The following is a 24,948-nucleotide window of genomic DNA, read 5'->3' on the forward strand; positions in this document are numbered from 1 at the left end:
AACCGGCCCGCTGCGGGTTGACGACATTTTCCCCCAGGAAACAACACTATGGTTATTGAAACTTACACCCCAGAGTTCGTACTGCGCATGCAGGCGCAAGGGAGCGGTTGTGCGTGCCAGCACTGCCAAACTGAAGCGGCGTTGACGGAGTTACGCTGGCAAAATCACATTCGTCATAGCGCACAACTGGCGTGTGACAGCGTCGCCCGTGCGATGCTGTTTACTCCTGAGGCATTTATTTTACACCGTACCGACTCGCCGGTTTCGTCGGCGGGGGAAGCGTTATGTGAACAGCAACAAGTGATGAACCAATGCTGTATTAATCTGCTGATTGCGCCCCAGTTGCGAGTCACCGAAAAACTGTATGCCTGCGGCGTGTTTCTCAGTAAAGCGCAAAAAATGATTGCCGCCGGCGCCGATGACGCCGCGTTGATCGATAGCTGCCAACAACTGCTTGAGATGGCGGTGCAGGGAAGTTTGCAGCCACAATTCGCCAGCCTGCCGCCGATTGAAAAATATAAATTGGCGCAGCTTCGTCAACTGAGTGAACGCCCGCTGGATGCGGCGCTCGATCCGCTTACCGGCATGGCGCTGGTACTGAAATTGAATGAGTTAAAAATTCTGTCAGACGATTATTTAGCGGAGACGCTACAACAGATTGACGGCGATGAAGAGGCCACGGCATTTCTGGAGCAACATCCCTCAGTCTGGCTGAACTACTTTCTGTACCGCTGTTATCACGATGTGTTCCCCGGTAGCGACAGCGCGGCCTATGCCACGGTTTTTTTATCCTGGTGTGAAGATTACTTTTCACTTAAGGCGTTGTGCAGCCTGTTGTGCCAAAGCTATTGCGAACTGGATGAGGAGACGTTAGCCGCGGTATTTGCCGCCTGGCAGCGTGCGCGTACCGGCCAGGTTAGCACGGTAAGCGAGGTTGATCGGTTGTTGATTGGGTTGTCGCTACTGTCATGAACATTGATAGACAACGTCAGACTGAGCGGGTGGTGATCACTTTCGGCACCTTTGATGTGTTTCATATTGGTCATTTGAACATTCTGCAGCGTGCGAAAGCGCTGGGCGACCGGCTAGTGGTCGGCGTGTCGTCGGATGCCTTAAATCTGCGGAAAAAGCAGCGTGCGCCTATCTATAGCCAGACAGAGCGGTTAGCGATTGTCGGTAATATGAAACCGGTGGATGAAGTGTTTCTGGAAGAGTCGTTAGAGGCCAAAGCAGCCTATCTGCAACAGTATCAGGCCCACGTGCTGGTGATGGGCGATGACTGGCTCGGGCGTTTTGACCATCTACGGGCGTGCTGTGAGGTGGTCTATCTACCGCGTACGCCGTCTATTTCGACCACGTCGATTATTGAAGTGGTGCGGTCTGTTTCTGGAGGACAAGGTGACTGACGAAGCCACACCTGATTTATTGGCGATAAAAACGCAATATGTGTCGCGCCTACGGGCGATAGCACAACGCACGGTAAAAAAGCGGTTAATTCTGTTTTTTGGCCGGGAAAGCTTTTCCGATAACAGCAAATACCTCTATTTGCATATGGTCGAAAACTATCCTGATGCTGAGGTTATCTGGTGTAGCGCCGAATCGGAGGTGATTGAGCAATTGCGGGAACACCAATTGCCGCATTGCGATTTGAGCGGAGATTTGCAGGAGGTCTTTACGCTGTTGCTGCATGCGGCGGTTGCGATCTTTTGCGTAAACCCTAGCCAGAGTCTAGTAGCGAACGATCTGCTGTTCGCCTGTTTGGCGGGCACCACGCAGATTCAACTGTGGCACGGTGTATCGGTGAAAAAGTTGTTGTTACAGTTAACACCCTATTTATCGGTATTGGATGAGCCATTTTGTCGTCCGCTGGCATGGGCGTCACGGGCGGATTATGTGCTGAGCCCTTCTGCGAATCTGGATGCCTACTGGCATCAGGTGTTTGGCGTAAAAACCTTACTGCGCGGCGGCTTTCCGCGTAATGAGGTCATTTGTCGCCCGGCGACGGCGCAGGAGCTAATTGGCGCGCACTTGCCGCCTGCGGCTGAAGCGGCTCTCAACGGGAAGCGACGCAAGTTATTGCTGGTGCCTACCTGGCAGCGCGGCAAGCCGACGCCGCTTACCGAAGCCGGTTTTTTAGTCCGTCTGGTTAACTGCGCACGTAAGCATAATATTGATATCTTTTTCAAGGTTCACCCGCTCTATATTCATCAGCCGGCGCTGACTAATCGGCAGGTCGATCGGTTGTTTATTTTGCCTGCCGGGGTAGATTTATATCCGCATCTGGCGCGCTTTGATCTATTGATGACCGACTACTCTTCGATCATGTTTGATTTTCTGTTGACCGGTAATCCGGTGATGGCACTGGATATTCAGCAGGGCGACCATCAGCGGTTTGAGCCGGATTACAGTTTGCTGCCGCCGCACGATGAGTTTCGTCACTGTTTTGTGCCGGAGAGTGTGGAAACGGTATTGTTAGCCGCTTTGCGGCAGGATGATAAGCAGGCGGCGCGAGCGGCGCTGGCGTATAGCTTGTTTGGTGTAGCGCCCGGTGAGTATCAGCCGGTTAATGCGGCATTGATGGCGAAAGTTGACCGTATTTTGCAGCAGAAGTGCGCAGAGGATGGCCGGTTTGAGGTGATGTGAGTGGCGGCGGGAATGCCCGCCGCCAGCACTCTACGGGACTGTTACTCAGGTTCCGCTCCAAAAAGTCCGATGGTGAATTTTGCGGCTTCGCACCTATCGCTTGATAGAAAAGAGCCGCATGTTACCTATAACAGATTGCTGATAAAAATACGGCTAATAATCTAACATCGACTCAGGTTAAGTTTAATAAACTATTTAACATCATAAGAAATATCAGTCGTTGTTGCATCACTGCTTATTCTTGATTTTAAAGCATGGGCAACAAGACTATTATAACTTTTCTTATCAACAATAAAGAGAATACCTATAAGGAAAATCGCCATGAAGACCAGAGCGCTGGAGAATGCAACAGGAAATCCATAATGTGAAGCAATCGCGGTGAGAATAAGTGAATTACATGCTCCCATGACGTTTAGTACACCGTTGAAAATTCCATACACTACACCCGTCGATACCTGATTCGGTGAAATATCAATGATATTTACCGCCCATGCACCGACGGTCATATTCATAAATAATTGTACCGCTCCAATAAGCACGGCGGTTACTTCACCATATCCTGTTTTGGCTGTTATAAGGGATAGTACAACACAACAGGCAGCAACAAACATGGGGGCAGCAGTTCCTATGCGCCGGGCAGTAAGACGATTATAGCGGCGTACCAGCCCATCATTAAATGGCCCTGATAGTAAAAACCCAACAAATCCCATAAAAGCACCAAGGCTTGACCAAACAGCACTTTTTAAAATATCCATATGGAAGGTATAAAAAAGATAACTGGGCACCCAATTTAAAAAAGTAAATAATATATAACCAAAAGTGAGATAAACCAGAAGCATTCCTATTCCAGTCCTCGAAAGGAAAACGGACTTAATGCCAGGCCAATCAATTTTTTCTTCATTACTCTTAACTTGATTACCTATGACATTTAATTCTTCCAAACTTACGCGAGGATCATTAGCTGGAGTATCACGAACAATCCAAACCCAGAAAGGTAATAGAATAAGGCCTGCAACACCGAAGATTATGAATGACCATTCCCAGCCTAGTTTTACTATAATTAAACCAACCAGAATACTGCCAATTGCCGGGCCTAAATATTGACCAGAGCCCGCGAGGGTGTATGCTGTAGAACGGCCTGATGGTGGCGCCCAACTGTTAGCAGCTTTCGCATTGAAAGGCCAGATTGGAGATTCCCCAGCCCCCATTAAGCCTCTTATGATAAACCAACCTGTTAAAGATCCTGCAAAAGGTGAGGCAATAGTAAATAATGACCACCACCCGAAAGCAACAAAAATACCCCACCTAAGCCCAAGCTTATCCGCTATCCATCCCCCGGGGAAATTAAATAATGCGTAAACCATTCCCCAGACAAACGTTATATCTCCTATATCAGCAAGAGAAAACCCTAAATCTTTTCTTATGTTTGGTATGGATACGGAAAAATTAACTCTATCCATATAGTTTATTGCTATGACGAGAAACATCATAAAAACTACCAAATAACGGCGTTTAGTCACAATATAGCTCCCAAAAATCAAATAAAGAATAATTGTAATCTTTTGCTGAAAATATTCGAGTGACGTAAAACTTCACAGCAAAGAAGTACTCTGTTTAATTGATCTTTTCCGTGCTTATCATCACAAAATTAGCTTTGGCACGTAAGTTCTATATGCTCATTTTCTGGTTTTAAAAACTGGCGTTAGCAACTAAAGCAGGTTCACTTTAAAAAATGAAACGATTAAACTATTTTAAGTAAAGGCTAGGATAGAGGAAATGACAACCCACCATAAGAATAAAAAATTGCAAGACTAATAATGTAACAAATTGGGAAATTTATTACCTTTGCAAAGTAAATATTAACAGGCTGTGCATCTCGCGAATTCAGATAATAAGTGAAAATGTAAGCATCTCGCATAATGGTACCATTCACATTCAGGGGTCTTCCGGCATACTGATAAAGGTTCCAGCCACCTGCAAGCCCTATCGGGTTATCGGAACAATTCCGACACCATTATACCTTTCTGAAGCGCTAACTGAAAAAACTTCATTTTTAAAGAGTATTACTCGCCATTTTAACATCCTGCTAACCCCTACGGTGTATTGGTCAGGTGTTATTATTTTTCATTTCCCCATCGCACAACGCACGAATATGCTCAGGTGTGCTCTTTCTGTAAAAAATACTTCTCTTTAGTCCATAACTTCCATATTTAATGCATTTCATTAAGTTACCATCATCTATGAAGAAATTTTCATCTTCAAGAAAATTATCTATTACAGCCTCAGAAAAATAATTTGGTATATTATTTATGGCTATTTCGAATATAAATTTTCTAGATTCTATATCCATATCTTTAAAATATATTACGACAGAGGGATATCTATCCCATTTTTTTGCACAAAGAAAAAACTCCTTTTCACTCATTTGTTCATGTAAAATTATTTTAGCAGCCATGTTTTTTCAACTCCTGCTTCCATACTTTGGTATCTTTCTTTGACAGGCTGTCAACTTGCGGACCATTATGAGCTTTAAAAATATTGCCATCTTTGTCGATAACTAAATTTTGGTCATATATATGACCATGCGGTGTACTTGGCCAAGGATCCACATCATTCGCATGAACACGGATAATATAACCACCAATCTTAACTGTCCATAGCCCCAGCGGGTCTGTATGAGTTAACGGATTCGGTGCATACTGGTATAGGTTCAGCCCACCTGTAAGTCCTATCGGATCCTGCGTCGTAAACCTTCCCACCTGCGGGTCGTAATACCGAAACAGATTATAGTGCAGCCCTGTTTACTCGCCACATCCCTGTGGCTCGCTCCTACGGAGCCAGCACGACGTGCTGTTCCAATTTGCTCCCGGCAAATTGGTCGCTGTCAGCATACTGCTTGGCATAGCGCATTGGCTGATGCGACAGGGCGGTCTGCCGGGCGAGGCGGGATTTGAGACCGGCGCACATCTTACAGTTAAATGATCTTACCCAGTAATAGTGGACAGTGATGAAGTGGATGAGCTGAAGCATGAGCAGGAAACGCTGCGCCAGTAGCTAAGAGAGATTAAGCAGGCTAACCGCGAGATGCAGGACGCTACGGGAAATGAAGGTTTAAAGTTTACCTAACTGGTAAATATAAAAATAGCCGGAAGGATTATAATAATCGCTTCCGGCTTTATTTCTGATATACATGCTACTATATTTCTGTTAAAATGTCTTTAAGCAAAAATCACTATCTAAAAAACAATATTCTAGCCAACAACCAGATTCTCTACTATATCCTTGCAATATAAAAATATTCTCTTCAATAGATATTTTTTGGATATGTTCAAAAAACTCTAATTTATGTATGAGTAGTTTTTTTTCTTCAAAACTATCACCCGAGTTATTTGAAATAAAGACCTTTGCTTCAAAAAAAGACCAATTGAAAACTGACAGGCTAATATTACTAATATACTTTTTTTTCTCTAAATCATAAACCGAATCAAAATATATCTTAATTTCATTAGAAAATATTTTAGTATCCAGAATATTACAATCTGCTGTTTCTATATGCTGTACATTCATTATTTAACAACCTGTCTTATTATGAGCAGTAGGTGATTTTGAATCAACAATGTTGCCGTTAATGTCCAAAGAGTTCCCTGCTTTATCATATAAATGCGCATGATCATATAATATTACTTTATCAGGCGGGTCTAATCTAACCGCTGTTGTCCCTGCATCTGTATATTTCCACTGTGCGAATGTACCATCAGGAGATCCGCCTTTCCATGAAATGTTTTCTGCATTCGATAAAATATCGCTAATCTGTTTTTTCGTCATATTAGCAAGATCAAGACCAACGAGTGGATTGTCAGATAATCCAAGCGGATCAATCCATCCCAGCGGGTTCGGCGCATACTGATAAAGGTTCCAGCCGCCTGCAAGCCCTATCGGATCCTGCGTGGTAAACCTTCCCCCCACCTGCGGGTCGTAATACCGGAAAAGATTATAGTGCAGCCCTGTTTACTCGCCACATCCCTGTGGCTCGCTCCTACGGAGCCAGCACGACGTGCTGTTCCAATTTGCTCCCGGCAAATTGGTCGCTGTCAGCATACTGCCCGGCATAGCGCAGCGGCTGGTGCGACAGGGCGGTCTGCCGTGCGAGACGGTGAAAGCCTTCCGTCTGGCGTTTAACCTCACCGAAGCTGCCATAGTGCCCGCTCCAGCGCAGTTCGCCGTTTTCACCGGTCACCTCCAGCGGTGCGCCGTTCAGATCGGCGCTGAACCAGTAAATCTCTCCCCGTTTATCCTCAGCCAGATGGTCAACGCGCGCCAGCGGGCTGTATGCCTCGTTCGGGTCGTAAATATAGGTCCGGCACTGACCGTTCTGCTGCTGCTCCTGCAACAGGCGGTAGCCCTGCCACAGGAAACGGGTCTCAGACGTCCCGCGCTGCGTGGTCACGGTTTTTCGTGTGCGGCGGCCCAGCACGTCATAATGGTAGCGTGCCGTAAAGCGGCCTTCCGGGCCGGTGCCGTCTGCCTGTATCAGCCGGTTTTCCGCGTCGTACTGGTAGTGCTGTTGATACAGGCCGCTGTGACGGCTGACGAGGTTTCCCCACCAGTCGTATTTCATAAACAGGTTCTGCCAGTGCGTCAGGCGATTCTCCGTTAGCGGCAGGGCAGGCAGACCATCATCCGGCAGCAGGTTATCCGCAGCGTCGTAGCGGAACGTCCTGGTGCTGTGACCCGGACGGGCTTCGTAATGCCTGAGAAGACGACCTTCCTCATCATAGCCATAAATTGTGTTGCCACGCAGCGTGTCACTGATGTCTGACACTTCTCCCCGCCCGGTGTAGTTAAAGGCGCGTTCAAAGATTGTCTGTTCCGGCAGGTCGGGCGTTAATCCGCCGATACTGCGTTGCCGGGTACGTCTGCCCAGGCTGTCATACTGCTGGGTCTGCTCACGCGTCCCCTGAGTGCGGGAGACTTCGCGGTGCAGGCGGTCTCGGGTGAATTCGCTGATAATTTGCTGATTAAAGCGCACGGCGCTGACGTGGCCGGAACCGTAGTACAGCCAGCTTATCTGCTGTCCGCCGGGCAGGGTCAGCGCGGTAAGGTTGTCCAGGGCGTCATAGTCGTAATGCAACTCACCGCTCACGCCCCGCTCACCGAGCAGTTTTCCTGCCGCATCAAAGGAAAACTGAATTTCATCCGCTTCAATCCCTTTTTCCATGCCCTCTGCAGTGGGTGTGCGTGTCAGCCCGGCAAGCTGCCCGCCGGGGTTGCGCCGGTAGCGGTACTCTGCGTCACGGGTGGTGCGCCCGGTGAGCAGGCCACTGTTGTCATAGCTGAACGTCTGCATGCGGCGGGGAATGCCGCCGTCGTTATCCGGTCTGCCGCTTTCCAGCAGGGAACTGAGCAGCCCCCGTTCGTTCCACTCCATCTGCCGGGATGTATTATCCGGGCGGACTTCACTCAACGGGCGTCCGGTCGGGTCATACGTAAACCGGTACTCACCGCCGTTGCCGTTTTCCAGCCGCAGCAGGTTGCCCCGGGTGTCGTAATGCCAGCGAAGAATAATGCCGTTGCGGTCGGTCCGGCTGAGGGGCTGCCCCAGGTGGTTCCAGGTCCAGGTGACTTCGCTTTCCAGCGGGTCACGCCAGGCGGCGAGCTGTCCGCGTTCATTCCACCGCAGCGTTTCACGGCTGCCGTCGGCGCGGATAAGCGCGGTAAGCTGACCTGCGTCGTTCCACTCGCGACGGATGACGTTACCTTCCGCGTCCTCGCTGCTGACAAGCTGACCGAAGCGGTCATACGTAAAGCGGGTGATGCTGCCGGAGCAGTCGGTGCGTTGTGTCAGCAGTCCCTGACGGTTCCACGCCAGCAGCACGTCACCACCGCTGGCGTCGGTAATGCGTTCCGGCAGCGTCTCTTCGTCGTCCGGATAGTGATACGTGGTGGTGTGACTGAGCGCGTCGGTTTCCGACAGCAGGCGGCCCCTGAGGTCATACGTGGCCTGTGTGGCGGTGCCGTCCGGATACTGCGTCAGGGCTATGCGGTCGGTGTTACGGAACCAGTAATATTTTGTCGTGCGGTCAGCCGGGTCGGTTTCGGCTGTCATGCGACCGTAGCGATCCCATTGACTGCGACGCATGGCCCCGTCAGGCAGGACCACGTGGCAGAGTTCACCGTCCTGATAAACGAAGCTGGTCTGGTGACCGTCATAATCCGTAAAGCGGGCGACGTTGTCATCATCATCAATAAGCCACTGCGCCCGGGCGCCGTCCTCGCGGCGCGCCATCCGCCAGCCGCCGGTAAAGTCGTAGTCAAAACCCAACTCTTCACCGGCGTTGTTGCGATACGCAATCACGCGCGGCAGTCCGTCAATACTCTGCCACAGATATTCACTCAGCAGACCGTTGCTGTCTTCATGGCTGCGCAGCAGGTCCGTGCCGTCGCCATCGTCATACCAGCCAAAGCGACGGCGTACCTGACCGCCGCGCCCGGTGACGCTAATCAGCCGGGCCTTATCGTCATAGCCGTAGCTGACCAGGCAGACCTCATCCTCCAGCCAGGCACCGGACAGGCGAACCTGTCCGCTGACAGTGATGTAGCGGCACACCACGCGCTGCCCGGCGCTGTTGGTCAGGGCATGCAGGGTATGGTCGTCGTTCCATTCAAAGATAATGTCGTTGCCGCACGGTTCGGTAAGGCGCAGCGGCAGGAAAGGGGCATCGGTTTTCAGTGGCTGAAAGTGCCAGCGCTCGCCGCTGATGTCATACACTGACCAGGTATCATCCTGATGGTGTTCCAGCCAGCGCTTCTCCGGTTCACAGAAGGTACGGCTTCCTTTTGGCACGCGCGGGAAGGAGACATAATCGCCGGACGGCGCACGCCATACCAGCCCGTCCTGATAGCGCTCGAGGCGGGTTTCCTGGAACAGGCTCCAGCCGCGCCCCAGTACGCTGTCGCCGGGGTTACCGCTGCGCCAGTAGCGCTGCCAGCGTACCGGCAGGCGGGAGGGTAAAACGAAGTCCAGCTCGTCATCCCCGGAAAGGAACTTCTGCCCGCTGACGATATCCACCGGGCGGGCGATAATCCCCACGGCGGCAGCGCCGGTCATCAGCACGCCGGCGCGGCAGGCGACGCGGGCCAGCTTATTAATGCCGGGAATTTTACTGAACAGCTTCGCCAGCGCCCCGGCTTTCGCGGCTCCTCCTGCGCCACCGACAAGACCGGCGAACAGCAGGGTGAGGTCAGAGGCTTTACAGAGCCATTCGGGGACTTCTGAGGCAACCGGCAGGGTCTGCTCCGGCGGGCCGCCGATAATCACGTTGCCGGAGCCGGTCATGACTTTGCCGCCACAGGTGGTCTGGTCACCGGTACGGGAAGCCGGCAGGCCGTTGATATAAACCCGCGAGGAGCCTTCGGCTATCTGCTGTGCGCCACCGTCCTTAGCACATTCCACCATGCTGTTAGTGGCAATGGCGGCGGGTCTGCCGTTAGTGAATACGTTATGCGAGCCGGTGACAATAACGCCTTCCTTCTCCATACTGGCGGCTCCCGCATCCGCAATGCTGTCGCGCGCCGCTGTGGCCAGTTCCCCTGTCAGCCAGCCCACCGCCAGGCTGGCCCCCACCAGCAGCGCGCCAATGCCCAGACAGGAGGCGCCAAGTCCGGCCACCATCAGCGCACCGGCCGCGATACCGCCTGCGGCGGCAATCAGGCCACCGACAATCGTTCCTGCAATCATCCCTGCCAGCGCACGGGAATGACCGATATCGTCCCCGACGCGTGCTGCCTCAAACATAACAACCTTCCTTAACTGTTACGCGTTAAAACAAAAGCTGGCGAGCAGCGCCTGAAAGTGCTGATTGTCCGTGTCGGTCAGTGTGGTGTTACCGGTCATGGTGAACACCAGAATATGGTTTTCAGCGGTGTTAAATACCGCCTGTTGCTGAAACATTCGTCTGCCGTCACGCAGATAACTGGCGTGAACGCATTCACCGTGCAACAGGTTATTGTAGTGGCACAGTAAATTTGGCCACCTGATTAAAGGTGATATTCTCACCACAACATAAAACAGGTGACTTAATGAACAAGAAAACTAAGCGTACTTTCACCCCTGAGTTCAGGCTGGAATGTGCACAGCTGATTGTTGATAAGGGCTACTCATATCGACAAGCCAGTGAAGCGATGAATGTCGGTTCTACCACTCTTGAGAGCTGGGTGCGCCAGCTCAGGCGAGAGCGGCAGGGGATTACGCCCTCTGCAACTCCCATTACTGCAGAGCAGCAACGTATTCGCGAGCTGGAAAAGCAGGTTCGCCGCCTGGAGGAACAGAATACGATATTAAAAAAGGCTACCGCACTCTTGATGTCCGACTCACTGAACGGTTCACGATAGCCGCCAGACTGAGTGACAGCCACACGGTTGTCAGCCTTTGCTCCGCGCTGGAAATACACCGTAGCAGTTACCGGTACTGGCGAAAACGACGCGATACTGTCAATCCGGCGCGAGTCAGGTTGTACAGCGAAATACGCCGGGCGTGGAACCAGAGCCGGGGCTCAGCAGGCGCACGCACGCTGGCTGAAATGCTGGCTCAAAATGGCGTTCCGATGACCCGTTACCGTGCCGGGCGTCTGATGAAATACCTGAACCTGAGCAGTTGCCAGCCCGGAAAACATCAGTACAAAAATGCCCGTCAGGAGCATACCTGCCTGCCGAATCTGCTCGAGCGTCAGTTCGCTGTACCGGAGCCAGACCGGGTATGGTGTGGAGATATTACGTATATCTGGGCTGGAAATCGCTGGTGCTATCTGGCGGTTGTTATGGATCTTTTTGCCCGCAGGGTTATCGGCTGGAGTCTGTCAGCGAATGCCGATACCGCACTGATAAGAAGTGCTCTGCGGATGGCCTATGAGACGCGTGGTCAACCGCGTGATGTCATGTTCCATAGCGACCAGGGAAGCCAGTATACAGGCCTTAAATATCAGCAAGTTCTCTGGCGTTACAGGATAAAGCAAAGCGTCAGTCGTCGGGGGAACTGCTGGGATAATAGCCCCATGGAACGCTTCTTCCGTAGTCTGAAAACAGAATGGGTGCCGACGAATGGTTACGCAGGTAAGGATGAGGCCCGGCGACAAATCGGCGGTTATATCCTGAATTACTACAATAGCGTCAGACCTCATCATTACAACGGGGGGCTGACGCCGGAAGAATCAGAGAACCGATACCGTTCTTACTGTAAAACCGTGGCCAGTATTACTTGACCACTACATATCGCCCAGAACGACAGGCACGCGTTCTGCCTGCTTCCAGCCTTTCAGATGCTTTGCCATTAACGCTAACTGACGGTTTATGTAGTCCGGCAGGCGCTCTTCATCATTGAGCGTGTCGCGGGAAATATTAAAGGCGGGTGCACTGCCACCCGGCAGGGTGAAAACGTTCATCGTGCGGTCCTGATACTGGTCAGGGAGGGTAATTCGGCCTTCGGTAAACAGGCAGGTGGCGTGGTTCTCAGACATAAAGCAGCTTCCCTGTGCTTCAGAAAAATTTAAGTCTGCCACAGTCTGCCTGGTTTGACTATCTTTCACCCAGCACAACGCCGCTTAACCGGCTAAAACAACCGCTCGCGCAGGCTGTGCAACAAGAAATGGTCACCGTCTACGCCAGATTGATTAAGCAATTCACTAATCACATCCGCCGCGCGTTCTCCGGCTTTTCCGTCCTGAAACGCATCGCAGACTTGCCAACGATACGCCTCCATCTCCGGCCACGTTTGCCGGTCGCTCAACGCCTGGCGTAACTGTGCAAGAGAATTGACGCAGGGTAAGAATTGCCGCACGGTCTGATCGGTACTGTGGCTATCGGAAAGGGTGCGTTGGTTGTGCAGCAGGGGAGCCAAACCGGCCCATTCCAGCAAAATGGTTTTTTTACCGGCGTGCAGCGCGTCGAAGATAAACCCGCTGTTATCGGTTATCACGTAATCGGCGGCGGCCAGCAGGCTGAATGAGGAGGCCGGCAGCATATTTTTACGAAAATAGCGGGTTGCCAGCGCCAGCGATTTCGCCTCTTCCGCCCGGAACTGCGTACCGTGGTGGAGTTTAACCAGCAGCGTCACTTCTGACTGTAGACGATTAAGTGTCTCAGCCCAATGTGGCAAAGAACAGAGTTCGCCAAATGTGGGGGCGTACAACACCACCGGGCGCGTTTTTTGCCGAGCCAGCATCTCGGCCAGGCTAGGATCCCAGCGACGATTATGCCAATCGTCAAAGCGCGGATTGCCGACCAGACGCGCGTTCCCGGCGATATTGACGCGCTGTTGCGTATGCATGGCATAACAGAGAATGCCGTCATAAAAGGCATTCCACCAGGCGTGGCCCCAGCGATCTTTCGCCAGGCCATACATGGCGCGGACATTGATCGGCGCGAGATTTTTTATCAATGGCGTGTAGTAGGGGCTGACCAGGCAGGAGAGTGAGACTGGCTGATAGTGTAACGTTGAAAGGCGTAAGATCGGTAAGTCAGGCCGCGCGAGTTTTTTCAGAAAACTCACCATCTCGCTGACGAAAGCGGGCTGAATCACATCGCTAATCACTAACGCGCAGGGAATGCCTCGTTCCTGTAAGGCCGCGATAATGTTCTTATACACCTCGTAATGAAACGAAGTTTCCAGATAAAACCCAACCGGATGCGCGCAATTCGCCATCTGCTTGCCCATTAACGTGAATAGAGATAGTCATGGGTCTCGCGCGCGTCGCCCAACACCGATTGCATCACCTCCTGCTGCATAGTGAGCAGTAAGCCATTACGTTCGTTAAGCGTTTGGCACGTTTGGGCCGCCTGCTTTAAGGACTGCCACCGTTGACCGATGGTCGCAGCCAGGGTTTGCGGCAAGCGAGAGATCAAAAAGCGCATTCCCTGGGCGTCGCCCGGCAAATTTAACGCCCGCAGCGCGGCCGCGCGCTGACGAGAAGAGGCGCTAAGTTGGGCGTAATACGCCATTAATTGCTGGTTAATCTGTTCGGTTTCTTGCGCCCGACAGGCGATCATCGCGGTACGTTGTTTAGCAAGCAACTGGCTCAATTGATGATAACTTTCGCTATCTTGCGTAATACCGGCGAGTAAATTTTTTACCAGCTGATGTTTATCCTGCGGCGCCAGCGCGCCAGATTCCACGTTCATTATTTTCCTGTTTATTGTGACTAACCGTCAGCGCGCAAAAAATTCCCGCATCGCGTGGGACAATTGCTCGCAATCCACCGGATAATTGCCTTCACGGATGGCGGTTTTCAGCGCATTCACTTTATCGTTGTCGACTTCCGACAGCGTTTTCAGTTCGGCTTTCGCGTCATTTAGCATCATGCTGCTCTGTGTTTCCGGCTCGTTACGGGAGATGGGCGTGGTCGCACGAGTTGAGGACGCGATGCCCGGGTTCTCCTGAGATGTAGACAGAGAGAGGCGGGAAGCCGTAACTGGAGACGCATCAATTTTCATCATAACCTCGGCGTGCTAAGAACATTTTTCGACAATCATTGCCGGTTATCGAAACTAAGCGACACCGTGATGCGGAAACTTAAATTCCGCATTACGATTGTCCAGGCGCGTACAGCATACGCACCACGCCAGCCTGATCGACCACCGCGCTGACCACGATTTTGCTACTCAGGTTGCGGACTTTAATCATATCGCCTTTACGCCCTTTTTTTAGCGCTTCGCCCATCATCCTTGCTTCTACGCCATCTTGCTCGGCAATCATCAACACTTTCTGACCGCGATCGACCAACAGCGGGCTATCTAGCTGCGAAGGCGCGATGACCTGCATATCCCGGATGCGTTTTTTGACCGTCAGGCCGATGGCCTCATCGGGATCGATAAGGTAACCGCCGCGGCTACTGGTGATATTGCGTTTTTTCAACTCAATGTCTTCCGCGCGGACGTTGCTGCCGCGTTCGAGCGTATTTTTCGCCACCACCACCGGTAAATAGATATCTGGCTTCACGGTAACCGCGAGCTCCCAACTGCTATTGCCTTCACAACGGATGTCATAACGCAGACGCGCTAAATCCAACCGATCGCCTTGGGGCAACGCGACGCTTAACGGGCGTGAGCAAGGGCGAAAACTGCTGACTTCCGCCGGAATGAAGACGTTGAGTTTGCTGTGAAAATTCCGCCAGTTTTTCTGCTGTGCGACCCGATTAATATCGCTGGAGGCGGCCTCAACCGCGCGCTGATAGACCTGTTTGCGCGCGCTGTTAGACGTCATCGGCTTTACCGCCAGCGCCGGGGGAAGGGCGGCAAGCCATAACCACAAAATGCCGCCGAGGCGGAAGATATTTTTCCGCCGGAGAGTCAGGATACTCATAGAAGCCTCGTCGATTCAATTACTTAAAAATTGGCACGCTAATTGCTTAATGCGCGTGATGCGACGAGAACCTTGAGGAGGAAATGATGGGGATTAGTTTTGACAAGGCATTAGGTGTTCATCCTGCCGCACTGCAACTTCGTCTTGCGAGGGCTGAGTTGCTGTCGGCGAACCTTGCCAATGTGGATACCCCGAACTTCCAGGCTAAAGATATTGATTTTGCCCGTGAGATGCAACGTTCACGTTCAGAAAGTGCGTTTGGTCATGCGCCGCAGGTGAAGTATCGCGTGCCTTATCAACCATCCCGCGATGGCAATACCGTTTCGCTGGATGTCGAGCAGGCCGAGTTCTCGAAAAATACGCTGGAGTATCAAACCAGCCTGGCGTTTCTCAATTCGAAAATTTCCGGTCTGAAAAAAGCGATCGAAGGGAAATAACCCATGTCATTCAATGATATTTACCGCGTGTCCGGCTCGGCGATGACCGCCCAAACCGTGCGCCTAAATACTATCGCCAGTAACCTGGCTAACGCGGAATCCCCGGCAGCCTCCGCCGCAGCGGCGTATAAAGCGCGTCGCCCGGTATTCGCGGCGATTTACCAGAACGATGAGTTGATGGGCAACCGTGCGCTCAGCGGCGCGCGCGTTCAGGTAATGGATGTGGTGGAGAGCGGAGGATCGGTGATGCGTCATGAACCGGGCAATCCGTTAGCTAACGCACAAGGAAATGTGTTTTATCCGGACATTAATGTCGTGGAAGAGATGGCCGACATGATGTCGGCGTCACGCAGTTTTGAAACCAACGTTGAGGTGCTCAATAGCGTGAAAAGTATGCAGCAAAATCTTTTGAAACTGGGTGAGGTGTAAGCATGAGCGTAAGTGGCGTACAGAATTCAGCTAACGACAACAGTGCTTACGGCGGCGTCGCCGATAACGGCGGCAGCGATCTTAATGGCCTGTTCTTACAACTGTTGGTGGCGCAGATCCAGAATCAGGACCCGCTTAATCCTACCGATGGCACCGAATATGTCAGCCAACTGGCGCAGATGTCGCAGGTGCAGTCGATGGAGAACATGAGTTCGATGATGAGCCAGAACTCGACGCTGATCGACAACTTGCAAGTGCTTAGCACGGCGGGGCTGGTGGGTAAAAGCGTGATGGTGCAAACCAATAAGATTGAGGTCAGCGATCAAACGGTTGAAGGGCGCTTAACCTTGGCCCATGCCGCCAACACCGTCACGGTGTCGATAAAAGATGCCAGCGGTAAAGAAACCTCTCTCGAATTGGGCGCACAAGAGGCCGGGCAGGTGAATTTCTCTATCGACCCGCAAGAACTCGGCCTCGCGCCGGGTAACTACACCCTGTCAGTGGTGACGGATACCGGTGAGAAAAGTGTCCCGCTGGAGATTTCCGGCACGGTAAATAATGTGCGCATCCCGCTTGAGGGCGGTGCGGCGCTGTTAAATATCCCCGGTTTAGGGGAAGTGCCGTATTACCAGATCAGTCAGTTTGGCGGTAACGCCGATAGCAACAAAGCAGCGTAAGGAACGCAAACACAATGAGTTTTAATATTGCCAATACCGGCCTTAACGCCATTACCGAGCAGTTGAACGCCATCAGTAACAATATCGCCAACTCCGGCACCGTCGGATACAAATCCATGCGTGCGGAGTTTGCCGCCATGTATGCCGATTCACAGGCGATGGGCGTTGGCGTAAGTAACGTTTCACAGAGCATCTCACGCGGCGGCAGCCTGATGGCGGGCAGCAGCAATCTTGACCTGGCCATCTCCGGCAACGGTTTCTTTACCGTTCGCGACAATGAAGGGAACACGGTCTACACCCGCGCCGGCTACTTCGGTACGGATAATGATGGGTTTCTCACCAACAACCTGGGCATGAAGTTACAGGGCTACCCGGTTGATGCCAATGGCGTTTTACAGGTCGGGACCATTAGCGACCTGCAGATTAAAAGTGGTTCTATTCCGGCGAAAGCCACCGATTCGCTGGACTTCGTTGCCAATATAGATGCGCGTGCAACGCTGCCTGAACGCGCCGATTTTGATCCGGAAGATCCCAAATCCTACAACAACACCTACACCACCCAGGTTTACGATTCACTCGGTCGTGAACACAGCCTGTCGCAATATTTTGTGAAAAAGGAGGATAACACCTGGGAGGTGTATTACTACCTCGACGGCAACGCGTTGAATAAAGATGCGCCGACGCAAATGACCTTTACCAGTCAGGGCGTGCTGCAAGAACCGGCGGATAAAGTCAACCTGACGGCGGATATCGGCGGCGCGGCCGGTTTGAATATCGCGCTGGATTATAGCGGCACCAGCCAGTATGGCTCGGAATTCTCGGTGACGAAAAATAACGCTTCCGGCTACGCGGCGGGTGAAAAAAATGGCGAGCAGATTGATGAAGATGGCTCGGTTTATGCCACCTACAGCAATGGGCAACGCATGTTACAGGGCCAACTGGTGCTGGCGAACTTCACTAACCCTAATGGTTTGGCATCCAGTAATGGTACCAGTTGGACCGCGACCACCGCCTCCGGCACGGCATTGCTGGCGGCACCGGGTAGCGGGCTGAGCGGCACGATTCAATCGGGTGCGCTAGAAGGATCGAACGTCGATCTAAGCGGTGAGTTGGTTGGGTTAATGACCGCGCAACGTAACTACCAGGCCAACACCAAAATTATCTCCACCAACGACAGCATGATGAATGCGCTGTTCCAGGCGCTGTAGGAGTAATTCATGGATCGGCTGATTTATACCGCCGTCAGCGGCGCCACGCGTAGCCTGACGCAGCAAACTATTCACGCCAATAACCTGGCGAACGCGGCAACCGACGGTTTCCGCGCCGATCTTGAACGGGCGGGTAGCCAGCAGGTAGCCGGTTATGGGTACGATTCGCGCTATATGGCAGGTAGTGAAAATGGCGGTGTAGATATGACCGCCGGTACGTTGACGGAAACCGGACGTTCGCTGGATATCGGCATCAAGGGCGATGGGCTTATTGCCTTACGCGATGGGCGTCGCGAGGTCTATACCCGCAACGGCCACCTTGACGTCGATCCGGAGGGCAACCTGACGGTTAATGGTTTACCGGTCTTGGGCGAAGCGGGGCCGATAACCTTACCGCCGTTCTCCTCGGTGTCAGTTGGAGAGGATGGCACGCTGACCGTGATCCCGGATAACGGCGATTTTATGGCGTTGCAGGATGTTGACCGTATCAAGTTAGTGAACGTGCCCGCCAACCGGCTCAGTAAAAATAATGACGGTTTTTTAGTCAGTAACCGTCGTGCGGAACCGCGTAGCGAAGCGGTCAGCGTGGTCGGTAAGCACCTTGAAACCAGTAATGTTTCGGCGATGAACGAAATGGTGTCGACGCTATCGCTGAGCCGCCAGTTTGAGGCGCAAATCAAGATGATGAAAGTCGCAGATACGTTGGCGCAGGCGGGGAACCGCCTGATTCGCGGCAGTTAATAAGGAGCAGAGATGAATCCTGCATTATGGATCAGTAAAACCGGGCTGGCCGCGCAAGACGCGAAAATGAGCGCCATCTCGAACAACCTGGCGAACGTGAATACCACCGGTTTTAAACGCGACCGCGTGGTGTTTGAAGATCTGTTCTACCAAAACGTGCGTGCGCCGGGTACCCAGCTTGACCAGAACAATATGACGCCAACCGGCATTCAGTTCGGCAGCGGGGTAAAGATCCTCGGTACGCAAAAAGAGTTCACCACCGGCAATATCCAGGTCACCGATCAGGATCTGGATATTGCCATCACCGGACAGGGCTTTTTGCAGGTAGAAACGCCGGATGGCGATATTGCCTATACCCGGGCCGGTAATTTGAAAATCAACAATGATGGCACGCTGACCAATGCTCAGGGGCTGCCGCTGATTCCACAGATTGAACTGCCGGATCAGACCAAAAATATCACCATTGGCAAAGATGGCACCGTGACCGCCACCGTCGCCGGTGAGACCGATCCGGTTGAAATTGGGCAAATTACGCTAGTCAATTTCGTCAATCCGGCCGGTTTAGAAGCCATTGGCGGCAACCTGTATCGCGAAACTGCCGCCAGCGGCGAAGCGGTGGAAGGCGTGCCGGGCGAAGATGCGCTAGGGCAGATTGAACAAGGCTCGTTAGAAGGCTCCAACGTGAAAGTGGTGGAGGAGATGGTGGATATGATCACCGTTCAGCGTGCCTATGAAATGAACGCCAAAATGATCTCCGCTGCGGATGACATGCTCAAGTTTGTCAGCCAACAGTTGTAAGCAGCGAGTACCCGGTCAGATACGGCAGGCCCCGATCAGGCAGCGTATCTGGCCTTGGATCCACGATCCCAGATTCAACACGAGGAAAACACAATGAAAACAGGGCTGATGCTAACAGCCATCTTGCTGCTTAGCGGCTGTGAAAGCCCGACCTGGATGGTGCAAAAAGATGACGCCGCGTTCGCGCCGCCGGAAGAGTGGGTACAACCGACGCGGCAAATCAGCGGCGGCGGCCTTTATCAGAGCAACTATAACTGGTCACTTACCCCAGACCGGCGAGCTTATCGGGTCGGCGACATTTTAACCATCCGCCTGGAGGAGTCTACGCAGTCCAGCAAACAGGCGAAAACCAACTTTGGCAAACGTAACGATATTGAGATGGGGGCGCCCTCGGTATTCGGTAAAACGCTCGACAAACTGAGCGGCTCAGTCTCGGGCGATCGTAACTTTAACGGCAGCGCCTCTTCACAACAGCAAAATATGCTGCGCGGCGCCATCACGGTGGCGGTTCATCGCGTATTACCTAACGGCGTGCTGCTGATTAAAGGCGAGAAATGGCTGACGCTCAATCAGGGCGATGAATATATGCGTGTTAGCGGCATGGTGCGTTCTGAAGATATTGAGCGTGACAATAGCATCTCCTCACAACGCATTGCTAACGCACGAATTTCTTATTCCGGACGCGGCGCGTTGAGCGACGCGAACTCGGCAGGATGGTTGACGCGTTTGTTCAATCATCCGCTGTTTCCTATTTAATCCAGGAGCAACAGGTGCGTCATATTTTTCTTAAAGGATGGTTGCTTATCGCCACTCTGCTGGTGCTGCCGCCGGTCATGGCGCAGCGGTTAGGTGATCTGGTCGACATTCAAGGGGTGCGCGGCAACCAACTGGTGGGTTACAGCCTGGTGGTGGGGCTGGATGGCACTGGCGACCGCAATCAAGTGAAATTTACCAGCCAGTCGGTGACCAATATGTTGCGTCAGTTTGGCGTGCAGCTACCGGCAAAAATCGATCCCAAGGTGAAAAATGTCGCCGCCGTCGCCATTAGCGCGACATTGCCGCCAATGTATGCGCGTGGGCAAACGATCGACATTACCGTTTCCTCCATGGGCGATGCCAAAAGCCTGCGCGGCGGCACGCTGTTGCTAACGCAGCTACATGGCGCAGATGGCGAAGTGTACGCGCTGGCGCAGGGCAATGTGGTGGTTGGCGGCATTAAAGCTGAAGGGGACAGCGGTTCCAGCGTGACGGTGAATACGCCGACCGTGGGGCTGGTGCCGAATGGCGCGACGATTGAGCGCGAGATCCCAAGCGATTTCCAACAGAACAATACCGTCATGCTGAATTTGAAACGCCCGGGTTTTAAGACCGCCAATAATATTGCCGTCGCCCTTAACCAGGCGTTTGGCGGTAATACCGCCAGAGCGCAGAGTGCGACTAACGTGTCGGTTACGGCACCGCAGGATGCCGGCGCGCGCGTGGCTTTTATGGCCATGCTGGAGGATGTACAGGTTGATGCCGGTCGCCAGCCGCCACGGGTGGTATTCAATGCGCGTACCGGTACGGTGGTGATCGGCGAAGGCGTGGTGGTACGCGCGGCGGCGGTTTCACACGGCAACCTGAGCGTCAGCATTCGGGAAAGCCGCAATGTTAGCCAACCGAATCCATTCGGCGGCGGCGAAACGGCGGTGACGCCGGAAAGCGATATTCGTGTGGCTCAGGGTAAAGGGCAGATGGTGTCTATCCCAGCCGGTACTAGCCTGCGCACTATCGTTAATACCATTAACAGTCTTGGTGCTTCGCCGGACGATACCATGGCGATTTTGCAAGCACTGCATGAAGCCGGTGCGTTAGACGCCGAGCTGGTGGTGATTTGAGGTTAGTGTGCGTGAAGGAGAAAGCATGATCGATTCTATTAGCCGTGGCGCGGTGACCGCCGATTTTATCGGGAGCAAGCGCCCACAGGGGCTGGAGCAGGCGGCAGAGCAGTTTGAAGCGATGTTTTTGCGCAATATGCTGCAGGCGATGCGTAAAAGCACCGATGTCCTGGCCTCGGAAGACGGTATGTTCAGCAGTAAAGAGTCGCGTAACCTGCGTGATTTTTATGATGACGCGCTGGCGCAAAATTTAGCCAGCCAGCGTAGTACCGGCATCGCCAGTTTATTGATTCAGCAATTGTCGCCGCTGGTGGAAAAATCAACGAGTAGCAGTTAAGAATTTGGCTCACAGCGTCGCTTTGTAGCAGTAGATAATGCAATGCGCAGGAAAGTTTTATGGACATGATTAACATTGGCTACTTTGGTTCACTGGCGGCCCAGGCACAGTTAAACGTTACGGCAATGAATATCGCCAACCAGGCGACGCCGGGTTACAGCCGCCAGCGGGCCGATCTAGCGGCTATCGGCCCGATGGGCAATGCCGGAATGACGCCGGGGAATGGTGTTGAAGTGACCGGCATCCGCCGGATAAATGATCAATACACCACCGGGCAATTATGGCGTGCCACCAGCGGCTCAGCCTATTACGGGATGAGCCAGCAATACTTTGATGGGCTGGAAAGCATGCTCGGCACCTCAAGCACCAGCCTGGGCAACGGATTGGATAGTTTCTTCGCCGCCTTGAGCGAGGCCACTACCCAACCGGATAGCCCGGCGTTGCGCCAGCAAATGATCACCGAGGCGAACTCAATGGCGACGCGCTTTAACAGCGTCAGTGACTATATTGCCAAACAGCGCTCGGACCTGCGTAACCAACAGAAAACCACCGTGGAAAGTATTAACACGCTAAGCAGCGGTATTGCAGATTATAATAAAAAAATCATGGAGATGGAGTCGAGCGGCGGTAACACTAATACGCTACGCGATCAGCGTGATGAACTGGTCCGCCAACTTAGCGCACAAGCTGACGTGCGCGTGGCGGAAGCGGGCGATGGCTCGTTTACCGTCACGCTCAACTCCGGCCAACCGTTGGTCAGCGGGCGCAGCGCCGGTCAGCTCAATATTGGCGTCGATGATGATGGCGCTTCGCAAATGACGATTACCTTCGCCGGTACTACCTCATCAACCTCTTTAGATTGCGGTGGACAGCTTGGCGCCCTGCATGACTATGAAACCGGTACGCTGGAGGAAATGGAAGCCTCAGTGCGCGGCATGGCTTCTGCACTGGCGGATGCCTTTAATAATCAACTGGCGCAAGGTTTTGATCTGGATGGCAATCCGGGGAAACCGCTGTTTACCTTCGATCCCACTAATCCGAACGGCATGTTGCAGGTGAACGATATTGGTTGGCGTGAGCTGGCGCTCTCCAGCGACCCGGATGCACCGGGTAATGGCGACAACCTCAAAGCGCTGATCGAACTGAAAAACCAGAAAATGAGTATACCGGATATGGGTGACATCAGCTTGAGCGACGCCAGCGCCAGTATTATCAGCACCATTGGCAGCGCCAGCCGACAAAACCAAACCGAACAGACTGCCGCCGATGCGTTATTGGACCAGGCGACTAATCAGTGGCTAAGCGTCAGCGGCGTGGATACCCAAGTCGAGGAGGGCGTGAATCTGATCAGCTACACCCAAGCCTACTCCTCCAATCTAAAAGTGATTTCGACCGGTAACCAGATTTTTTCCGATATGTTGGCCCTGTTCTGAGTGAGATAAGGATAAATAATGCGTATTAACAGCCAAATGATGGCGAACTCTATGGTTTCAACGCTACAAGCCAATCTCAGTAGAATGAGCAAGCTGAATCAACAGATTGGCGGTCAGACGCGGTTAATCGTGCCCTCGGATGATCCGATTGCCAGCACCCGCATGGTACAACTGAACCGGGAGCAGGCGGCGATTACGCAGTATCAAAGCAATATTGTTCGTTTGTCGGGCAATTTATCGACGCAGGAAACGCAGGTTAACGCGGTCAGTAACCAGGTGTTATCGATCCAGGATACCTTGCTGGCGGCCTCTAACGGCACCCATTCAGCCAAGGATATGGAAGGATATGGGCAGGAAATCGATTCGATGATCGACAGCCTGGTCGCGTCAATGAATACGCGTAATGAAGATGGACGCTATGTCTTCGCCGGCACCAAAAACGACCAGCCGCCCGTAGTGTACGATGAGGAGAGCGGCCAATATATTTATCAAGGGAATGACGGGACGCGTTCCACTACCGTGGCGAATGGCGTGGATATTCAGGAAAATACGCCGCTATGCCAGGCCTTTGGCGATGGCAGCGATCCGATGGCGTTGCTGAATCAACTGAATGATCTCAGCAAGAAAATGAAAGATCCAACGCAAAACCAGGCTGATTATCAGGACGAAATAAACCGTGCGTTAAGTAATGTCAAAAGCACCTCTGATACCATTTCTGGGCTGTTTACTGACTTGGGCGGCAGGCAGAACCGCCTGACAATGCTCAGCGACGCGCATACCGATACTGCCGCGGCGAATGAAAACGTGATGCACGATCTCTCCGATCTGGATGTGGGCGCGCCGGTAGAATTTCAGCAATATTATGTTGCTTCGCAGGCGGCAAATAAGGTGTATTCGATGATAGCCGACCTGTCGCTTTTTAAAGTGATATAACGCGCAACGCACGCCGGTTACTGCTTTGCCGGTGGTAGTACGCAGGAACATTATGCAGATAGAACGTCACGTTTCATCCCTTCTTAACCGCCCGTCAACCGCCTTGAGCGGCGGGGCGGTTCAGCAAAGTGCGTCGGTCAATACGTCGACACCGCGGTCAAGTCGCGCGCCTGCGTTTCCCGATGCGCCGCGCCTCTCTTCTCAGCCTTTGCGTTACAACGTACAGCTTAACGAACAGCTTACCTCTGTTCAGCAGGCGGAAAACTTCCTACAAACGGTGGAACGGCAACTGGTACAGTTTAACCACAGTGTTTCGCACCGGACCGATACAACTGAAATCCTGCAACAGGCGCAGCAACTTAAACAGACCTTAAGCCAGCGTCAGACGTTATCCGGCGGGACTGTCGACAGGAATATGCAGGTCTCGTTGAGCGGACAAACACAGGTGAATTTCGCGCTGCGTAACGGTAGTTCACTGATGAATGGCGCCAACGATGAAACGTTGATCTTTTCACTGGCCGGAAGCCAACGCGAATTAAGCGGAGTCGCGCTGTCGGAGGAAAGCCACAGTGCCACCACGCTGTTGCGGCTCAACCAGGCGTTGGGGCGTTGGGGGATCCATGGTGAACTCAGCGAACGCCAGGTGCGTTTTAGCGTGAGCGAAGCGCAATGGCCACGCGTTAGTCAGCATTTGAGTGTGCAGGGCGAAGGCACGCGTTTTCCGCAGGGTCAATTCGTTCCGTTACGCCCGCAGGCCGAAAGCGCGCTGGAAGAGCGGATACAAAACATTATTGAGTCGCCGGCTGAGGCACCCCGACACCTTGCGGCATTACAACGCTCGTTACAAGAGGTCACTGACCAGCGTGAGCAACTCGCGGTGAGTAAAGCATCGGTACGGCAGAGTATTGAGAGCATGGCGACATTTTCACAGGATAACGCGGTGGTCGGTGCGCAACGTCTGGCTGATAAACTGACGGTATCCGGGCGGGATTATGGCGACGTCGCGACCGCGCTCGGTGCCCAGGCAAATGTGCATGCCGCTACGGTACGTAATGTGCTGTCAGTTTGACGTGAGTGAGGGCA

The 24,948-nt window shown here is 52.7% G+C and carries 25 protein-coding genes and 2 pseudogenes; 16 read left to right on the plus strand and 11 right to left on the minus strand.

The window, feature by feature from the left end:
* Positions 1 to 48 precede the first annotated feature (48 nt).
* Genes PMPD1_RS03250 through PMPD1_RS03260 form a run of 3 tightly spaced genes read left to right on the plus strand, consistent with a single transcriptional unit; the run spans position 49 to position 2,643 of the window.
* Positions 49 to 972, plus strand: coding sequence for a tRNA-ribosyltransferase (locus tag PMPD1_RS03250; RefSeq protein ID WP_173632689.1), 924 nt, complete (start codon positions 49 to 51; stop codon positions 970 to 972).
* On the plus strand, positions 969 to 1,406 hold the full coding sequence (locus PMPD1_RS03255) for an FAD synthase family protein (protein WP_173632690.1): 438 nt from the start codon (positions 969 to 971) through the stop codon (positions 1,404 to 1,406). The genes PMPD1_RS03250 and PMPD1_RS03255 overlap by 4 nt, the downstream gene beginning before the upstream one ends.
* Positions 1,399 to 2,643: a CDP-glycerol glycerophosphotransferase family protein gene (locus tag PMPD1_RS03260; protein ID WP_173632691.1), complete on the plus strand. Its 1,245-nt coding sequence runs from the start codon at positions 1,399 to 1,401 to the stop codon at positions 2,641 to 2,643. The genes PMPD1_RS03255 and PMPD1_RS03260 overlap by 8 nt, the downstream gene beginning before the upstream one ends.
* 191 nt (positions 2,644 to 2,834) lie before the next feature.
* On the opposite strand, the gene PMPD1_RS03265 is transcribed toward PMPD1_RS03260, so the two are convergent.
* The 6 genes and pseudogenes from PMPD1_RS03265 to PMPD1_RS03295 form a co-directional block, all read right to left on the minus strand.
* Positions 2,835 to 4,163 carry an MFS transporter gene (locus PMPD1_RS03265; RefSeq protein WP_173632692.1) on the minus strand — a complete coding sequence of 443 codons (1,329 nt, stop codon included), beginning with the start codon at positions 4,161 to 4,163 and terminating at the stop codon, positions 2,835 to 2,837.
* 587 nt (positions 4,164 to 4,750) lie between these two features.
* Complete coding sequence (locus PMPD1_RS03270; protein ID WP_173632693.1) at positions 4,751 to 5,098, minus strand: hypothetical protein; 348 nt, start codon at positions 5,096 to 5,098, stop codon at positions 4,751 to 4,753.
* A 202-nt stretch (positions 5,099 to 5,300) separates the two neighbouring features.
* Positions 5,301 to 5,444, minus strand: a pseudogene (locus tag PMPD1_RS22845) (RHS repeat-associated core domain-containing protein); the annotation flags it as partial.
* 406 nt (positions 5,445 to 5,850) lie between these two features.
* Positions 5,851 to 6,210, minus strand: coding sequence for a hypothetical protein (locus PMPD1_RS03280; protein ID WP_173632694.1), 360 nt, complete (start codon positions 6,208 to 6,210; stop codon positions 5,851 to 5,853).
* 3 nt (positions 6,211 to 6,213) lie between these two features.
* Positions 6,214 to 10,438 (minus strand): annotated as a pseudogene (locus PMPD1_RS03290) (PAAR domain-containing protein).
* An 18-nt stretch (positions 10,439 to 10,456) separates the two neighbouring features.
* The gene (locus PMPD1_RS03295) at positions 10,457 to 10,702 is read right to left on the minus strand and encodes a DcrB-related protein (protein WP_354292762.1); all 246 of its coding nucleotides are present in this window, start codon (positions 10,700 to 10,702) and stop codon (positions 10,457 to 10,459) included.
* On the opposite strand from PMPD1_RS03295, the gene PMPD1_RS03300 reads away from it, so the two are divergent.
* A protein-coding gene (locus PMPD1_RS03300; RefSeq protein ID WP_173632695.1) for an IS3 family transposase occupies positions 10,687 to 11,900 on the plus strand; the annotation gives its coding sequence in 2 pieces (ribosomal slippage) (positions 10,687 to 10,981 and positions 10,981 to 11,900; 1,215 coding nt in all). The genes PMPD1_RS03295 and PMPD1_RS03300 overlap by 16 nt on opposite strands.
* A 3-nt stretch (positions 11,901 to 11,903) precedes the next feature.
* Here the strand turns inward: PMPD1_RS03300 and PMPD1_RS03305 are convergent.
* The 5 genes from PMPD1_RS03305 to flgA form a co-directional block, all read right to left on the minus strand.
* On the minus strand, positions 11,904 to 12,155 hold the full coding sequence (locus PMPD1_RS03305) for a DcrB-related protein (protein WP_173632696.1): 252 nt from the start codon (positions 12,153 to 12,155) through the stop codon (positions 11,904 to 11,906).
* Positions 12,156 to 12,247: 92 nt separating this feature from the next.
* Positions 12,248 to 13,339 carry a CDP-glycerol glycerophosphotransferase family protein gene (locus PMPD1_RS03310; RefSeq protein WP_354292764.1) on the minus strand — a complete coding sequence of 364 codons (1,092 nt, stop codon included), beginning with the start codon at positions 13,337 to 13,339 and terminating at the stop codon, positions 12,248 to 12,250.
* A gap of 11 nt (positions 13,340 to 13,350) precedes the next feature.
* Complete coding sequence (flgN, locus tag PMPD1_RS03315; RefSeq protein ID WP_173632698.1) at positions 13,351 to 13,815, minus strand: flagellar protein FlgN; 465 nt, start codon at positions 13,813 to 13,815, stop codon at positions 13,351 to 13,353.
* Between the two features lie 27 nt (positions 13,816 to 13,842).
* Positions 13,843 to 14,130, minus strand: a complete 288-nt coding sequence (gene flgM / locus PMPD1_RS03320; RefSeq protein WP_173632699.1) for a flagellar biosynthesis anti-sigma factor FlgM — start codon at positions 14,128 to 14,130, stop codon at positions 13,843 to 13,845.
* Positions 14,131 to 14,218: 88 nt separating this feature from the next.
* Positions 14,219 to 14,995, minus strand: a complete 777-nt coding sequence (gene flgA, locus PMPD1_RS03325; protein ID WP_173632700.1) for a flagellar basal body P-ring formation chaperone FlgA — start codon at positions 14,993 to 14,995, stop codon at positions 14,219 to 14,221.
* 86 nt (positions 14,996 to 15,081) lie between these two features.
* Between flgA and flgB the strand changes: the two genes are divergently transcribed.
* The 12 genes from flgB to PMPD1_RS03385 all read left to right on the plus strand — a co-directional run bounded on the left by flgB (position 15,082) and on the right by PMPD1_RS03385 (position 24,934).
* The gene (gene flgB, locus PMPD1_RS03330) at positions 15,082 to 15,432 is read left to right on the plus strand and encodes a flagellar basal body rod protein FlgB (RefSeq protein ID WP_173636100.1); all 351 of its coding nucleotides are present in this window, start codon (positions 15,082 to 15,084) and stop codon (positions 15,430 to 15,432) included.
* A 3-nt stretch (positions 15,433 to 15,435) separates the two neighbouring features.
* The gene (flgC, locus tag PMPD1_RS03335; RefSeq protein WP_173632701.1) at positions 15,436 to 15,861 is read left to right on the plus strand and encodes a flagellar basal body rod protein FlgC; all 426 of its coding nucleotides are present in this window, start codon (positions 15,436 to 15,438) and stop codon (positions 15,859 to 15,861) included.
* A gap of 2 nt (positions 15,862 to 15,863) precedes the next feature.
* Entirely contained in the window at positions 15,864 to 16,538 is a 675-nt protein-coding gene (gene flgD, locus PMPD1_RS03340; protein ID WP_173632702.1) for a flagellar hook assembly protein FlgD, read from the plus strand.
* 14 nt (positions 16,539 to 16,552) lie between these two features.
* Entirely contained in the window at positions 16,553 to 17,746 is a 1,194-nt protein-coding gene (gene flgE / locus PMPD1_RS03345; protein WP_173632703.1) for a flagellar hook protein FlgE, read from the plus strand.
* 9 nt (positions 17,747 to 17,755) lie between these two features.
* The gene (locus PMPD1_RS03350; protein WP_173632704.1) at positions 17,756 to 18,487 is read left to right on the plus strand and encodes a flagellar basal body rod protein FlgF; all 732 of its coding nucleotides are present in this window, start codon (positions 17,756 to 17,758) and stop codon (positions 18,485 to 18,487) included.
* A 12-nt stretch (positions 18,488 to 18,499) separates the two neighbouring features.
* On the plus strand, positions 18,500 to 19,285 hold the full coding sequence (gene flgG / locus PMPD1_RS03355) for a flagellar basal-body rod protein FlgG (protein WP_173632705.1): 786 nt from the start codon (positions 18,500 to 18,502) through the stop codon (positions 19,283 to 19,285).
* Positions 19,286 to 19,378: 93 nt separating this feature from the next.
* Entirely contained in the window at positions 19,379 to 20,041 is a 663-nt protein-coding gene (flgH, locus tag PMPD1_RS03360; RefSeq protein ID WP_173632706.1) for a flagellar basal body L-ring protein FlgH, read from the plus strand.
* 77 nt (positions 20,042 to 20,118) lie between these two features.
* Entirely contained in the window at positions 20,119 to 21,162 is a 1,044-nt protein-coding gene (locus PMPD1_RS03365) for a flagellar basal body P-ring protein FlgI (RefSeq protein ID WP_354292871.1), read from the plus strand.
* A gap of 25 nt (positions 21,163 to 21,187) precedes the next feature.
* Positions 21,188 to 21,499: a rod-binding protein gene (locus tag PMPD1_RS03370; protein WP_173632708.1), complete on the plus strand. Its 312-nt coding sequence runs from the start codon at positions 21,188 to 21,190 to the stop codon at positions 21,497 to 21,499.
* 59 nt (positions 21,500 to 21,558) lie between these two features.
* Positions 21,559 to 22,932 (plus strand): flagellar hook-associated protein FlgK, encoded by a 1,374-nt coding sequence (gene flgK, locus PMPD1_RS03375; RefSeq protein ID WP_173632709.1) that lies wholly within the window; start codon positions 21,559 to 21,561, stop codon positions 22,930 to 22,932.
* An 18-nt stretch (positions 22,933 to 22,950) separates the two neighbouring features.
* Positions 22,951 to 23,865 carry a flagellar hook-associated protein FlgL gene (flgL, locus tag PMPD1_RS03380; RefSeq protein ID WP_173632710.1) on the plus strand — a complete coding sequence of 305 codons (915 nt, stop codon included), beginning with the start codon at positions 22,951 to 22,953 and terminating at the stop codon, positions 23,863 to 23,865.
* 52 nt (positions 23,866 to 23,917) lie between these two features.
* Complete coding sequence (locus PMPD1_RS03385) at positions 23,918 to 24,934, plus strand: hypothetical protein (protein WP_173632711.1); 1,017 nt, start codon at positions 23,918 to 23,920, stop codon at positions 24,932 to 24,934.
* The last annotated feature ends 14 nt before the right edge of the window (positions 24,935 to 24,948 follow it).

This window comes from Paramixta manurensis (assembly GCF_013285385.1).
In the GTDB taxonomy this organism is placed as follows: domain Bacteria; phylum Pseudomonadota; class Gammaproteobacteria; order Enterobacterales; family Enterobacteriaceae; genus Paramixta; species Paramixta manurensis.